Genomic DNA, 15,418 nt, shown 5'->3' on the forward strand with positions numbered 1-15,418 from the left:
TAATTGAAGCTCACTTCACGTAACGCGAGGAAATCTCATTTTGAATATTACAGAGAGTTGTTGGTTGAATAACCGGAGCTGGTACTCAGACTATTACCCCCGCGCAAATGGTTCCTGTAATTGTAATCGGCATCACTCTGCACAGTGTAGCGTGGTATTTCAGCAATATCACCCTGCTTCTGCCATACTTTGCCGGTGAGCACATCGGAGAGCGTCATGTTATTGTTACGTGCGCTGGCCATGAGCCTTCCGCGGAAGGAGTTGTCGATCACATGACCGATACCGAAATCGATGAGGAAGCGCATGCTGAGGTTCTTGTAGGTGAAGGTATTCTGCATGCCGCCTGTTTTATCAGGACGGATAAAACCCATAAACACCATATCATTGTTATCGATCCTTCCGTTACCATCAACATCCTGCCAGATGGCATCCCCGCCCACTTTCAGCCTGCCGGCGGCTTCCACATCATAAGGCGCATTCTTGGCATCTTCATCGGTAGCATACACACCAATCAGATGATACGCCCAGCGGCCACCGAAACGCTCGCCTTCCGCCAGTCCACCTACCCGTACATATGTATTGGTGATGGGATCATACACGGTATTGCCACCGATCCTGTTCTTGTTCTCCGCTGTCTGCGGCAGTTTGAGCACGGTGGAACGGATGAAAGAATAATTGGCATTGACAGTCCAGCTGAAATTCCTCGTCCGGACTGGTGTTGCTTCCACTTCGATATCGATACCGCGATTACGGAGAGAACCGTAATTGCTTTTGATAGAAGTGAAGCCGGTGGACCCGTCCAGCGGTTTATCGAAGAGGCGGTCGCTGGTGATCTTGTTATAAAAATCAATATTTACATTGAGGCGGTTATTCAAGAGACCAATCTCCACACCAATATCAAAAGAAGTGGTTGTTTCCCATTTCAGGTTATTATTGGCAAGAACGGTATTGAGGATGCCGGCTTCTCCGCCATAAGTATAGCCGGTTGAATAGCTGCCCTGTGTATTGGCGATCGTGATCTCGTTATTGCCGGTCTGTCCCCAGCTGCTGCGCAGTTTGAATTTCTGCACATAAGCACTTAGCGGCTTCCAGAATTTTTCGTTGTGCATATTCCAGCCTGCAGATACACCGGGATAGATCCCCCATTTGTGCTCGGTGGAGAATTTGCTGGAGCCATCTCTGCGCAGGCTTGCAGCAAACATGTAACGTTTGTTGTAATCGTAGGTAAGGCGACCGAAATAACTCATCATCACATCGGTGTCTTCACGTGTAGTGATCCTTTGTGTTTCGGGAGCAGTGGCGTTGAGTGATTTGATGTAATCGGTGGGTGCTCCCCTTCCGCTGCCACTCATACGGTATTCGTAGCGGTTGATATAACTGGCGCCCAGCACAGCATTGAAATTGTGCTTACCGAAGGATCTGTCGTAGTTCAGCAATCCATCCAGCTGGCTCTGGCGGTCATAGTTATGCGCAGCAGTAGCTTCCCTGGTGGGGGTGACTTCATTAAAGGTTTCAAACCTTCCTTCTAAGCCTTCCGTGGTGAACCAGTAGAAAGATGGCATGAAGTTCAGACCGGGTATGATATTCCAGGTAGCGCCCAGGTTATAGGTGGCGCGGTTCACCTGGTTACGGTTGTACTGATCACGATAATATACTTCGTGGTTACGGTTCCGGAAGCTGGCCACGCCTTCGCCGGGAGCGGGTTTGCCATCTTCATAATTCAGGCGGTAGGTGAAGGGCATGGTCACAGAGCGGCTGAGCACGTTCTGGTAATTGCCCACGCCATTGCTCTGACGCAGCTGGTAGCTGAAGTTGGCATTCAGGCTAACGGCCTCGCTGAGTTTGTAGGTACCGTTGAAGAGGGCGCTGTAATTCTTGTACCAGGTGCCCAGCACGATGCCTTTCTGATCAAGATGGCCGAGGCCAAGATAATAAGTAGCCTTATCCGTACCACCGCCCACATTGAAATCATATTCGCGCCTGTAAGTGTTCTGGAAGGTTACATCCTGGTAATTGGTTTCTTTGAAGATCAGTTTCTTTCCGGTAACAGGATCCGTCATGGTCTCCCAGCCCTGGTTATCAATAAGGTCTGAAACATAGTCCGGGCCATAGTTCTGGATATAGGTGTCCAGGAATTCAAGCGTTCCTTTTGAGTTGAGGGGGTTGCCGGTAGACATACCGTAACGTCCGCCTGTGAGGAAGAATTCAGGATTGGTCTTGTTGAACTGCTGGATATTCCGGCGGCTCACCTCGATGTATTCACGGGCGTTGGTGAAATCATATTGCTTGCCCTGTGTTTCGATGCCGTTGGTGTATTTGAAATTGATCACGGGTTTGCCGCGGCGGCCTGATTTTGTTTTGACGATGATCACACCATTGGCAGCGCGAGCACCATAGATGGCCGTGGAGGCTGCGTCTTTCAGAACCTGCACTGATTCGATGTCGTCCGGATTGAGGTCACTGATATTCCGCATCACGCCCACTACTCCATCTACAATGAAAAGCGGTGCGTCTCCTTCCGGTGAGGTGGAGCTGCCACCACGGATAAAGATCTGCGGATTGGAGCCGGGCTGGCCGTCTGATATTTGCAGTGTGAGACCGGCCACTTTTCCCTGCAATTGCATCAGGGGATTTTGTCCGGGTGCATTCTCAAACTCCTCCTTGCCCACTTTGGAAATGGAAGTAGTTACGGTGGCCCTGTTTTGCCGGCCATAACCGATGATCACCACTTCGTCCATGGCGGCCTGTGCCGGATCCATGGAGATCTGTACGCTGGCATTGCCGGCAAGAACATACTCCAGTTTCTTGTAACCGGCGGAACTGATTACCAGGGTGGCTTTGAGATCGGGAACGCTGATGGTGAATTGTCCAACGCCATCCGTGCTGGTGACTTTGGAGGCACCCTTCACGGAGATGGTCACTCCGGGAAGCGGTTCACCATCTTTGGATGAGGTGACTACGCCTTTTACAACCGTTTGCTGGTTTTGAGCGAGCAGCAGCTGTGATGGGCACAGGCTGCAGAGCAGCAGTACAAAAGATAGGGAAAGCAGTTTCATATATGGCAACTTTCGTTTATTAGTAGTTATGTACTACATATTACTACCCAAAAGAACGAAAAATTATTATGTAGGACAAATTAATTTTTCGTGAAAACGGAAATACCATGCGAAGATATTTCCTGGCCATAAGTTGGAATGTTATCCTTTTTCTATCCAGTTGTTTTTCAGCGCCAGGCTGATCACCTGTGCCCTTGAATTCACATGGAGCTTGTCGTAGATATTAGCGATATGTTTGCGGACGGTGAGCACGCTCACATTGAGTTCTGAGGCGATGCGCTTTGCATCCCAGCCACTCACCATATACTGCAGGATCTCTTTTTCGCGGTCTGTGATATTCACCTGCATTTCAGCACTGGGAGCCGTTTCTTTAGCGGATTCCGTGGAGCGGCTCAGCAGCTGCAAGGCCTTGCGGGCAATGGCCGGGCTCATGGGAGCGCCGCCGGTCTGCAGTACTTCCACCACTGCATTTTCGAGGGTTACGGCAGATTCATGTTTCAGCAGGTAACCGGAGGCACCTGCGCGGATGGCTTCAAATATTTTGGCGTCATCATCAAACACGGTGAGCACTATATAATGGATATGCGGATACAATGTTTTGGCAAGCCGTATGGTTTCCACCCCGTTTAGCTCCGGCATTTCAAGGTCCATGAACACTACTTCGGGCAGGCCCTGGTGGTGTAATCCCTTGAGTTGCTCCAGGCATTCATTGCCATTATGGGCAACGTACACCAGTTCCATTTTGCCTGACAATTTCATTTTCTGCATGAAAGTATTCCTGTTCACGGCATTGTCTTCCACCAAAGCAACTTTAAACATATTCTCTATTTATTGAGTGAGTGAACCGGTTGTATGAGCACCATCGTTCCCTGTGGTACAGCGGGTTTCCAGCTGATGCTCCATCCTGAAACTGATGCCCGCTCCTTCATATTGCGTAATCCGTTGCCTGTACCAGGTTTAACGTTGCGTTCATCCATCCCCTTTCCATCATCTGAAATGGAAACCTGCCAGTCTTCCCCCCCGCTGATCCCTACCCTGATCCTGCCTGCGCCACTATGCTTCACGGCATTGGTGATGGCTTCCTGTATGATCTGGAAAAGATGGAAGGCCTGTGTTGGCGGCAGCGCCATATCCGTTATAATATCTTCCTGCACATCCATCCGGATGCCGGGATAACTGTTGCCGATCCGGCTGAGAAACACTTTGATCCGGTCGCTGATGGCTGTCAGTGTCAGCGAATCCTTATTTAAAGCCCAGATGGTATCACTCAGCTGTGACACCATCGTCTGCGAATTCTGGTTAAGTTCCTGGAGGGCCACTTTGTGCTGGCCACTCAGCTGGTCCGACTGCAACACTTCCAGGTTGGAAGCGATGCTGGCGGCATAAGCGCCGAGGTTATCATGCAGATCTGCGGCTATACGTTTACGTTCATTCTCTTCCGCATCCGCCACCGCCCTTGCTGCCAGCCGCTTTTCGTTTCCGATGGCGGCTTCCACTTTCACCCGCTGTTTCTTCCGGTAATCCCTGAACATCACAAAGGAGATCACCAGCAGGATAAGTACCACGCCCATCACCCGGTAGAACACATTGTTCTTCTTCACAATGGTGAGCTGTTGCTGAATGATGGTATTTTCTTTCTTCTGTACTTCATATTTGGTCTGCATTTCAGCGATGACCTGTTCCGACTTCGCTTCCGCCAGCGAATCCTTGGCCAGGATGATCTGTTCCAGCAGCTGCTGATAATTTGCCAGGTCTCCTTTTTGTTTGTAAGCCCTGGCAAGCAGTTCGTAATACATCAGGCGGATGGAAAGGGCATTGTTGAGCACCTGTCCTTCCCCGGGTACAGATTCATACAGGTTTCCCTGTTTCAGGTATTGTGTGCACCAGGCGATGGCCTTATCCACCTGTTTAGTATTTAAATAGAATTCCACCAGCGTTATATTATCGTCTGCATGGATATTTCCATCCTGAGTGGCCTGCCTCGCTTCGATCATTTCTTTCAATGCCGCTTCTGCTTTTGCAGGATCGCCGTTCTTCAGGAAGATCTTCGATTGCCGCTGATAGGCCATGGCAATGCCCATAAGGTTCTGCTGTTGTTTGTACAGGTCGATGGCGAGCCCGCTGTAGTAAACAGCTGAATCCGCAATGCCTTTGAGAAAATAAGCTTCTGATAAATTACTGAACAGTGCAGCCTTTGGCGCATCAAATGCAGCCCCCTGGCTAAGGTAACCGAGCGCCCTGTAAAACCATTGCAATGCAGCCTGTGGCGTTTCCCTGATCAGGGCAATGCTGCCAATGGTATTGATATTGGTGCTGATCACTACGGAGTCATTGTATTTCTCTGCTTCATTCACCAGTTTGTATAAAATGGCCAGCGCTTCAGGATATTTCATTTTACTGCCATAATACAATGCCTGCCGGCGGGTCGCTTTGAAATAGAGCGGCCTTTCGGCAGGCAGTGTAACATTGTTATGAGCAATTACTGGATTGATGGTAGCAAGGGCACTGTCCAGCCAACCCCACCGGTAGTAATCATCCGCTACTGCCACTGCTGCCAGGTCTACCAGTTTCGGGTCTGCTGTTTTTGCAGCCAGGTCTTTGGCCCTGTACGCATAATGGTCGAGTGTATCCCGGTTGATACTCTGGTATTCTTCACACAAACGTAAAATAGCAGCCAGTTCTTCCTTCTCATTTGCCGCCCTGTAAATACCTGCCCGCAAACTGTCGATCTGTGGAGTTTGAGCGGGGAGGATGCCGGTACACAGGCAAAGCAGTATTACAGGTAGCATCAATCGGTTCATGAGATATTAAATATAGTCCATTCCTCCACTACTGGCTGCATTGCCCAGCAATAATCTGCTCCTTTGTTGGGTTGTACCCATTCTGCGTAACTGTATAACTACCGGCAATGGCAGCAGCCTTCACCAGTTTGGTGATGCCGCAAAGATTCTTCAGCAGCTTATTCTCGGAAATATTGATATTGTTGATGGTGCCTCCCACATTGGCAAGTCCATCCACATTGAGCAGTTTGGCGCAGTTACTGATAGTGATCTCGTGCTTCATTGTGGTGACCTTTTCCAGTCCCTGCAGGTTAACCAGCTCCGGGTTCCGGGCAATGTATACGCCAATCACATCTGTCAGCGCCGTGAATCCTTTGATAGATGTCAGGTTCTTATTATCGGTAATGAAGATCATCCTGTTCTCGGACTGGCCGGTGCTCTTCAGTTTCGGAAATCCCTCCGTGCCGGTAAGACCGGTCTGCACGATTCTTGTATCCTGACCTATCGATTCGAGGCTGGCAAAGCCGGAAGCATCCGTCAGGTTGATGCCACCTATATTGAACATGGCGCCCACGGTTTTCAACAGCCTGAACCCTTTGATACTGTTCAGTGGACCGCTGTAACCTGATCCACAGGCGGTTTCCAGGTTACAGGAGAAACTGATGCTGGTGAGCTTATTGAAGCCATTGATGGTTTTCAGCTTTACGCTTGCCCCGGGAATATTGGCATTGGAAATATTGAAGTCCCCGTCAACTTTTGTGAGATTGGCGAATCCATCCAGGTTGTTGATCCCAGCACAGTTGTTGATGATGAACTTACCGCAGGTCTTCAGCGCGGGCAGATCAAAGCTCGCCAACGGTTGTACAGGTTCATACCCTCCATCGAGATTGAATGAATTGCTCACAGTTTCCAGCGCATTCAAGTTGATGGAAGCCAGTTTCGGATTGAAACTGATATCAATGCTGGCGCACTCCCTGTACCCGGGAAGGCTCAGGGTTTCTATCAACGCATTGTCCTTACAGGCGAGATTACCTTTTTCAAACAGCGGGAAACTGGCCGTGGTCAGTACTTTATGACCATTGATACTGAGGCCTCCCGTAGATTTCAGTTTATTGCTCACAGCAGTGATATCTTTCAATACATCATTGCGGGTGATGGCCACCCAATCCGTCATGTCAGCCGGTACATTGATGCCATCAAGCGTTACCAGTTTTGGACAGAGGTCGATGGTCAGCCGCGCAGTACAGACAATATTTTTCAGACCGGCTACAGAACTGAGCAATGGATTATCAACCAGGGTCATTCCCCAGCCACCGAGGGTGCCGCTGGCATTGGCAAATGTGTTCAGATTTTCAAGCGCAGAATTGGAGATCTCGATATTGCCGCATTTATCTACGGACTTCAGATTGGGCAGGCTAAGGGTTTTCAGCAAGGGGTTACCTGTGATAGAAATATTGTCGTTGCCCAGCGGACTTACACTTTCGATGGATGGCAATGTCAATGCAACAAGAGAATAGTTGTGGTTGATATGAATGCCCTGCATGCTTTTGCTGGCCAGTTTCGGAAAGGCCGCATTGATCAGTTGCCCGTTCGCCACCAGGGTCAGCCAGCTCATGCCTTCCAGCTCTGCAAGAGCGCCCAGGCTTTCAATTGTATTGCTGCGCAGTTCAAGTCCCCATACTTTTTTCAGGCTTGTCAATCCACCAAGACTGGACTGATTGGAGATATAGAGGATGCCTGCAACTTCTGTATACGCAGAATCGATAAATTCCTTCAGTGTTTTGGCATCATAAATACTGTAATTTCCATTGTACACTTTTCCTGTTCCCGGATTTCCTGTTCCCGGCTCTTCACATAGTTTTACGGGTTGCTGGATCATATGGGCCACTGATGGATTCACATTGATCTTTAGGTCCTTGCTCTTTTTTCCTGTTGCCAGATCATATACGGTGAGCACTACATTGTCAACCCTGTTCGGCAACTGGTTCATGAACACATACTGCGCGGTGAACCTTCCTTCCGTACCGAATATAGGCGCAGTGGTGCTCTTCACAACGGTATTACCACTGCGCATGCTCATGTACGCATAACCATTCCTGACAGGCTGGTCGTTACAGTTGACGGCTTTACCATTCACATTCACTACGGTCTGGCCTGTGCCGCCACCACCGCCGCCGGGAGGAGGAATGGTAATAGTGATGGTGCCCGGAGGATTGGTGGGCCTTACTTCGATGGTAACGCTTTCTCCTTCCTGCGCAAATACAGGACCTGTCGGCTGCACTTCATCCGCTGTTGGTGTATAGTTCTCATTCCTCGGATAATCAGGGCCGCCGGGCTGAACCGGCATCACGGTCACTTCCATCACTTCGGTCATATTGGGCAGCGGGAAGGTAACGGTGCTGGTGCCTCCGGGAGGGTTTCCTTTTGCATCGGGGACAGGCGGTGGAAATGTATTGGTGTATAAAACGTTTTTTGTTTTTTTATCCTTTACCGTAAGGGTGAAGTCGGGTGGATTGTTCACGATCCTGTCGATATCCTCCGGGGGAAGGCTGGTAATATTGGGAATGATCCAGCGCAGGATCATGGGCAGGATCATCAGGGGGTTCCAGTGGTCATAATTCCACATGGAGAAATGGCTCACTTTGCCCATATATTTTCCGTTCTGATAGGTGCCTTTGCCTTCCTGTTTCCAGATACCTTTCGTTTCATCGAAATACCACATATCGATAGTGGGTGTGGCGGATGCCTGCAGTTGCTGCGGCACCGGTAAGGTAAGCACAGCTTCCATGCCTGCCTTGATATTCACTTTATTTCCTTTATCATCCAGCAGCTCGATATTTGACATACCATAGGAGATCAGCGCTCCGCGTGTATTTGAAGCGTTATCTGCGGCCAGGTCTCCCGGCATCCGCGCCAGGAAATCAGGCGATGTAGGATTTACATATCCTGCCACCACATTCACCTGACCGGTATATCCTTCAATGGCATTGGCAGGCAGTTCCACTTTAATACCTCCTGCGGAAGTAGCAGCGCCACCGGTGGCTGCGTTGATCCTGCCGATGCTTTTATGCGCCAGTAATTTGATGAGGGGTGGCTTGCTCATCCCTTCTTTCACGGGTTGGAAAATGCGGGAACCATGAAAGAAGCCGGTCTTTACAGCGGTGATATATCCACGCGCCTGGTCCAGCATCAGATCATATAAAATGTAAATGCCGTTCTGGTCGGTGATAGTGGATTTCCCTCCACCCTGCACGGTAACGCCGGCGAGCGGCTGGTCTTTCTCATCCACGATCCTTCCGAAAACCGAGGTAGGGATCTTCACCCCTTCCTGCGGAAGACCGGGTATGGGAGGATTGGTATTATTGTCTGTATGATCATTTTTCCGGCAACTGTTGCTGATAGCCAGAACAATGAACAATGTGTAAAGGAGAAGCTTTTTCATGATGCCTGCGCTTTAAGGTGATGATTTGATGGATACAAAAATCATCAGCCTGCGGCAGGCGGGAAATACTCAATTTGTAGTAGGGAGGGAAACGGAAGCTTATTTTTCCAGTTCCTGCAGCCTGTCGAAATGCGGCTTCAGGTGCTCATACATGCCGTTCTTGAAGTCTTCCTTGGTGCCTTTTTTGAGGATCTGCACCAGGTCCAGGTGATTCACTTTACCGGATATTTTCTTCTTTTCTAACGTTACCACATAGCCGAAGATCGGCAACAGCATGCTCTGGAAGCGCTTCAGGGTATTGTTACCGGTCATTTCATACAATTTGCCATGGAATTCGATTTCAGACTTGATGCGGAATTGTTTGCCGGAATCATATTTCTCGGCTTTGGCGATGGCTTCCAGCTCTTCTACGTCCTTATCTGTTTTGCGGAGGAAGAGCAGATCGGCCAGTCCCATTTCCAGGACCAGCCGCAGTTCAAAGATATCCTGCAGGGTGTCTTTATCGATGATGAGGGGGTCCAGTACTTTTTCGAAGGCGCCGAGGATATCGGGTTTGGTGAGCACCATGCCCCGTTTCTTTTTGGATTCGATCATACCCAGCATGCGCAGGCGGCTCAGCGCTTCGCGCAGCACATTGCGGCTGACGCCCAGGGCCTCGGCCAGTTCCGCCTCCGTAGGCAATGCATCACCGGGCAGAAAGGGCTTATTCTTCAGGTATTCCCGCAGTTTCACTTCCACCATATCAGCCATGGTGGTAGAAACAATCTTCTCTAATCCATTGTAAGAATTGGACGCCATTCACGTAACAGTTTGGTCACGAAAGTAGTCTTTTTGCCCCACATAAGTATTTTATTGTCCCCGGATGACGGCCAGTACCTGGTCTATCCAGCTGCTTCCTGCTTTCAGAATTATATCCGGGCGAAGGCCGGTATCTTCATATGGTAAGAAATTGCCATCATCTTTCATATCCGTAGGATACAACGCCAGCTTGCCTCCCCCGAAATAATGGGTATTGCCGTAATTGTTTCCATAGGCCATGGTGCCATTGGTGGTCTGCCCCAGCATGAGCACCTGCTGTTCCCGCCGCAGCAGGATGGCGAACTGTTCCGCATTGCTGTAGGTCGCCTGGTTGATCAGGGCATAGACCCTGCCCTTCTTCAGATACCCTCTCAATAGTTTCAGGTATTTCATGGAAGCCTTGAAGCCTCCGCCCCCGTTGTTGCGCAGGTCAAGCACCAGGGTGCCGGCGGACAGGGAGTCCCGGATGCTTTCGTAAAACCGCTCCGATTCTTTCAGGCGTTCGGGGAAAGTGGAAAAGCTGCCCAGGCGCAGGTATTGTATATCGTTAGTAAGCCATCGCAGGCTGAATGCAGGTTCCGTATACGGGATCTCTTCATAGTTCTTCCGGCGGAGATCTTTTTTCCAGCCGCCTTTGGAGAGGCCGCCATTCACGAAGCGTTCATTCCTGTACAGCATGAAATTTTTGGTAAGGGCCTGTGCATGCCATGCTCTCAGCCTTTCAGGCCCAACCTCACTAAGGATGAAAGCGATCTGCCCGGGCTCCCAGTTGATCAGACCACTGTGCAATATCACTCCTACCAGGCTGTCTTTTTTTTCAGTGCGGAAAAGCCCTGCCTGTAACTGCTCCCCATACCAGTAAATTCCTTCGAGACTGTCAGCCGGCCTGGCGGCCAGCGCCGTTTTCAGGGAATCCAGAGAGAGATGGACGCGCGGAAAATCGCGGTACCAGGGCACCTTGCGCCATTGCTCCAGGAAGGCCGGGTCATTCAGCTGCGCATACTTATAGTCCAGTTCCGGCTGCTGGTAAAAGAACAGGTGATTGTCGTTCAACGCCAATACCAGCCTGCTTTGCAGCAGGAAGCACTGAAGCGGGTCCGATATGCCGGCGGCTTCCTGCCGGACTGCAGTATACATTTTCGCATATTCTTTTCCGTTATCACCTTTCATCTGCTGCCTGAAAGAAGGCAGTTTTTTCAGGAGGTCATAGAGTGTGTCAAGGGAGGCTGCACAGGACAAAGAGGATTGCGCAGTTGCCTGCATCAGACATAAAGAGGCCATGGCGGCCAGCAGAATTTTCATCATGCGATAAGGTTGGTGACCCGCTGAATATAATCATTTAATCCTGCTTCAGGAAATCCAGCAGTTGCCTCCCTGTTTCATCGATGGTGAGCAGAACGGCTTCATGCTGCACGCGGTTGGCCGCCTGGTTATTGTCGAGCTCGGATTTCATCTTCTTCGAAAACTGATCTTTTGTAACGATGGTGGAGAACGGCACCATGCCTGTCCGCACATCCAGCAGGATCAACTGCGTGGTGGCAAAGGCTTTCAGGTCGGGACTCGAAAACATCTTATACCGGGAATATATATCGCTGCTGATGCTGTATACCACCACTACATCGGCCTGCAGGCGCACGGCGGCTTCGCGGAGCTGCGTGAAGCCCGGATTTTTGCTGACCACTATCTCGGGGATCACTGACACTTTCTTTACGCGGTCGCTCTGGCGGATCCTGTTGGTGAAGGAATCCAGGTAACTCTGTTGTGTTTTCAGATAATCTTCATCGTTAGAGAAGTAATTATACCTGCGCGGCGAGGTATTGCTGTTATCGATCCTGACCATTGCCACGCGGATGCTGCCGGGCAGCCTGTAACTGGCATCCAGCAGTTTCTGGATATTTTCTTCTGAAATAGTGGAATTCCTGTCGGAAAAAAGGGACTGTGTGATCATCGTGTCTCCATAATTGCCGGAGTAATTGTCTGCAGCGGCCTGTCGGTAAGTGCCACAGGAAAAGAGGAAGAAAAGTACCGGAAGGGTAGCAATGAATTTCATGGTTTAAAAGTTTAGGCACGCAAAATATAAAGTTCATCCCGTACCCGCAGGCTAATGGTTTCTCAATTAACAATCATTTACTGGATCAGCGGTGTCGCCGCAGAAATCTCTTCAACCAATAATTCCCGGGCATGTTTTGCGTCCTGGCAGGGGAAGCAGCCGCTAAACCAGGCCAACAGCAGGAGCCCACTTCCCGGGAATTGTCCCAATTGAATGAATTTCAGCACAAGTGACCATTCCCAAACATGGCATGGACGGAACATCCCAAAAAAATCAAGGCCTTTTCAGTTCAGTAAACCCAACCAGAAATAGCCGCTTCTGTTGAATGGAAGCCTTCTTCCCTGGTTCATTTTTCTACAAATACGCCACTGCTGGTATTTATAATCAGAAATAACTATATTTGGCTCAGCAGTAAACAGACCGTTATGCCTGGTAACAAAATCCACCAGGCGTACAAAACCCGTAGCAATTCCTAAGGCTCTCTCTTTTACAGATTTTGTAGCACCGACCAAATAGTGCCATGCGGTGCCCTGTCAGGGCAAGTATGAGCTATTTATTAATCATTGAAACTTAACGGTATGCTTACATCTGTCATTAACCCATTTGTCCTGCGCTTTTCGCAGCTGAAATCCTGGTGCAGCAGTTCGTGGAAAAAATGGTTACTGCATTGTTCCAAAGGCAGTGAACATATTGTGGATGAACAGGCCAGGGAACGTTATGCCAAGCTCAACCAGTTCGGTCTGCTGATGACAATGATACTGACCGCCTTCATTCCCGTATTCCATTTCTTTGCACTTCCCACTCCTGATCTCCGGATCACCCTCGGCATTGTTGTTTATTCAGCCCTTAACGGTCTGGCATGGGCACTGAACAGGAAATGGAAAAAATCATTCTCTTCCGCCATCGTATTATATTCTTCCACCTGTGTGGCCGTTGCCTACTTCGGAATACTGATGGGGCATTACCTGCACCTGCAGTTCATGGTATTCTTCATGCTGAGCATCGCCTTCCAGATCTTTCCGGCCGGCAAAACCCGCAACCTGGCAACAGCCGCCGCACTGGGAGTGATCATTCTGCTGCAGTACAGCTACCTGAATTATCCTCCTTTTGTATACCTCAATCCGGTGAAGGATGCTCTGCGCATCCAGTGGATACAGGGGCTTGCCATGTACAGCGTGGTGATTATAGTGATCCTCACTTCCTGGACCTACGTGGTGAGCAAGGACAAGAACCTTACTTTGCAAAAATCCAACAGGCATATCAAAACATATATGGCGCATGTAACACATGAAGTGCGCTCTCCCATCAATGCCATCGGACTGCTGGCCAAAAGGATGCAGAACGAGATCAGGAAGGATCCTAAATTCGCGAGCCTGGAAACCTATGCGCAGATGCTGAATATGGCCAGCCATAATGCACAACAGGTTATTTCAAATGTGCTCACGCTCTCTGAAATTGAAGCCGGAAAGCAGGAACCGAATATCATCACCACTTTCAATGTGAAGATGTTCTTCTCCAAGATCATCAATGTGGCCGGCATCCTCGCCCAGAAAAAAACGATCCGCATCAACCTGATGTTTGCAGAAGTACCTTCATTGCTGACCTCAGATCCGCATAAGCTCAGCCATATCATCAATAACCTTCTCTCCAACGCCATCAAGTTCGGCAACAAGAGAAGTACGGTTATCATCCACGTCAACTGCAACAGTGCACAGAACAGGATGACCATTGAAGTAAGGAACCAGGGCAAACCCATTCCTCCCGATAAAATGGGCTCTCTTTACGATCCATTCATGCGCGGCCTGAATGGCACGCTGGTGCCGGAAAGCAGCGGCCTCGGGCTCTTCATCACACGCAATAAAGTAAACTCACTGGGTGGTGAGATCTATGCCCATTGCCAGGACGGCTTCACAACTTTCCGCGTGGAGCTGCCATTGCAACTGGGCAAGCTGCGCGAAATGGATATGAAAGAAGATGAAGAGATCATCCAAAGCGATTTCAAAGGCGCACTGGTGCTCATAGCAGAAGATGATGCGCTCAACGCGCGAGCCCTGGCCATCAGCCTGGAATCCTTTAACTGTAAAGTGGCTATTGCCGAGAATGGCAAAGAACTGCTGGATAAAGCACAGAAACTGAAGCCCGAGCTGATCATCATGGATTACCATATGCCGCTGATGAACGGAGAAACAGCCATCCGCCTGCTCAAAGGGCATGAAACACTCCGCGTGATCCCCGTAGTGGTAACTACCGGGGATGTATACACGGAATCGCTGGATAAGCTCCTGGCGGCCGGCGCGGAAGACTATATACTCAAACCAATTGAACATATGCCACTGGCCAAAGTACTGAGCCGTTACCTCGGGGCCACCAGGAGCTTCAATATTTCCACAACACCGGAGAACATCAACTGATAACAGCGCTGGCCACAGGGTGAAGGCTGGTTTCAGACCAGATGGAACGTTCCCTCTTGTAACGTTTTGTAAACACCTGCCACATCCAGGATGCCTGTACTATCTTCTCCATAGTGCCCAGGTGCGTGATCAGCGTATCCGTTTCTTCAGAATGAGGAAGCGCTTCAATACGCGCATGAAGGCGGTTGGTCAGCGCCAGGAAATCCGTCAGTACATTTTTCACTATGGATGCCGCAAACTGAATGATCTCGGTGAAGCTCATCTCCGGATTGTTCATGGCTACAGCCATCACCAGGTTAGGGTCCGCATTGCGGTCTATCACCTCTTTCTCGAAAGAGAACAGATCGTTGGTCAGGCAGCCGAAAAGTGCCGTTGCACGATGGATCCTCCGCAGGTGCGCATCCAGTTTAACTTCAGCCAGCCAGTTCCAGTTGAGGAACTTATTATCACTGTACTCTGCCAGTGCAATGATATGCGGCATGCCGCTGGTATGCTTTCGCATGCTGATATACTCTTCTACCGTTGGCATATAACCGAGAGCGGCCGCAGAATTATCACGATGCGTTACCTCGATATGATACAGATACAATTTCAGGAATTCCATGAACCAGGGCAGCGGGGAAATATCCCTGATTGCTGAAAGCATTTCCACATTAGCCAGTTCAACGCCCAAGGCACCGGGAATGGTCTGCAGCTCCTCATCCAGGTTGGTGATGCGTACGATCAGGTTCCTGGCTTCCTGCTGCTGTTCTTTACTTAGGTATTTGTAGATCTCCCGCCCCATGGTATCGTTGAGGTAATAATCAGTGGCCAGGTTTTTTACCAGGGCGGTGGCGCGTTGAAAATCGGTGTCGGGAAACAGGAAAGTGGCGCTGGTAACG

The 15,418-nt window shown here is 49.8% G+C and carries 9 protein-coding genes; 1 reads left to right on the forward strand and 8 read right to left on the reverse strand.

What is annotated here, in order from left to right; genetic code table 11:
* Positions 1-47 precede the first annotated feature (47 nt).
* From ACTHMC_RS00580 to ACTHMC_RS00610, 7 genes are all read right to left on the reverse strand, one after another.
* Positions 48-3,056 carry a SusC/RagA family TonB-linked outer membrane protein gene (locus ACTHMC_RS00580; protein ID WP_440409923.1) on the reverse strand — a complete coding sequence of 1,003 codons (3,009 nt, stop codon included), beginning with the start codon at positions 3,054-3,056 and terminating at the stop codon, positions 48-50.
* 141 nt (positions 3,057-3,197) lie between these two features.
* Positions 3,198-3,875: a response regulator transcription factor gene (locus ACTHMC_RS00585; protein ID WP_440409924.1), complete on the reverse strand. Its 678-nt coding sequence runs from the start codon at positions 3,873-3,875 to the stop codon at positions 3,198-3,200.
* 5 nt (positions 3,876-3,880) lie between these two features.
* The gene (locus tag ACTHMC_RS00590; RefSeq protein WP_440409925.1) at positions 3,881-5,857 is read right to left on the reverse strand and encodes a tetratricopeptide repeat-containing sensor histidine kinase; all 1,977 of its coding nucleotides are present in this window, start codon (positions 5,855-5,857) and stop codon (positions 3,881-3,883) included.
* Positions 5,858-5,885: 28 nt separating this feature from the next.
* A complete protein-coding gene (locus ACTHMC_RS00595; protein WP_440409927.1) occupies positions 5,886-9,278 on the reverse strand; it encodes a hypothetical protein in 3,393 nt (1,130 codons plus the stop codon).
* A gap of 99 nt (positions 9,279-9,377) precedes the next feature.
* Complete coding sequence (locus ACTHMC_RS00600; protein WP_440409928.1) at positions 9,378-10,076, reverse strand: FadR/GntR family transcriptional regulator; 699 nt, start codon at positions 10,074-10,076, stop codon at positions 9,378-9,380.
* Positions 10,077-10,127: 51 nt separating this feature from the next.
* Entirely contained in the window at positions 10,128-11,381 is a 1,254-nt protein-coding gene (locus ACTHMC_RS00605; protein WP_440409929.1) for a S41 family peptidase, read from the reverse strand.
* A 34-nt stretch (positions 11,382-11,415) separates the two neighbouring features.
* Complete coding sequence (locus ACTHMC_RS00610) at positions 11,416-12,126, reverse strand: hypothetical protein (RefSeq protein WP_440409931.1); 711 nt, start codon at positions 12,124-12,126, stop codon at positions 11,416-11,418.
* 578 nt (positions 12,127-12,704) lie between these two features.
* Between ACTHMC_RS00610 and ACTHMC_RS00615 the strand changes: the two genes are divergently transcribed.
* Positions 12,705-14,537, forward strand: coding sequence for a hybrid sensor histidine kinase/response regulator (locus ACTHMC_RS00615; protein ID WP_440409933.1), 1,833 nt, complete (start codon positions 12,705-12,707; stop codon positions 14,535-14,537).
* On the opposite strand, the gene ACTHMC_RS00620 is transcribed toward ACTHMC_RS00615, so the two are convergent.
* Positions 14,530-15,418 (reverse strand): terpene synthase family protein (locus ACTHMC_RS00620; RefSeq protein WP_440409934.1); only part of this gene is annotated, 889 nt, incomplete at its 5' end. The two genes, ACTHMC_RS00615 and ACTHMC_RS00620, sit on opposite strands and share 8 nt — an antisense overlap.

Source organism: Pseudobacter sp. (assembly GCF_051955275.1).
Taxonomy (GTDB): domain Bacteria; phylum Bacteroidota; class Bacteroidia; order Chitinophagales; family Chitinophagaceae; genus Pseudobacter.

Coding starts and splice junctions, on each gene's coding strand:
- ACTHMC_RS00615 (WP_440409933.1), top strand. CDS start 12,705: ATGCTTACATCTGTCATTAACCCATTTGTCCTGCGCTTTTCGCAGCTG.
- ACTHMC_RS00585 (WP_440409924.1), bottom strand. CDS start 3,875: ATGTTTAAAGTTGCTTTGGTGGAAGACAATGCCGTGAACAGGAATACT.
- ACTHMC_RS00610 (WP_440409931.1), bottom strand. CDS start 12,126: ATGAAATTCATTGCTACCCTTCCGGTACTTTTCTTCCTCTTTTCCTGT.
- ACTHMC_RS00605 (WP_440409929.1), bottom strand. CDS start 11,381: ATGATGAAAATTCTGCTGGCCGCCATGGCCTCTTTATGTCTGATGCAG.
- ACTHMC_RS00580 (WP_440409923.1), bottom strand. CDS start 3,056: ATGAAACTGCTTTCCCTATCTTTTGTACTGCTGCTCTGCAGCCTGTGC.
- ACTHMC_RS00595 (WP_440409927.1), bottom strand. CDS start 9,278: ATGAAAAAGCTTCTCCTTTACACATTGTTCATTGTTCTGGCTATCAGC.
- ACTHMC_RS00600 (WP_440409928.1), bottom strand. CDS start 10,076: ATGGCGTCCAATTCTTACAATGGATTAGAGAAGATTGTTTCTACCACC.
- ACTHMC_RS00590 (WP_440409925.1), bottom strand. CDS start 5,857: ATGAACCGATTGATGCTACCTGTAATACTGCTTTGCCTGTGTACCGGC.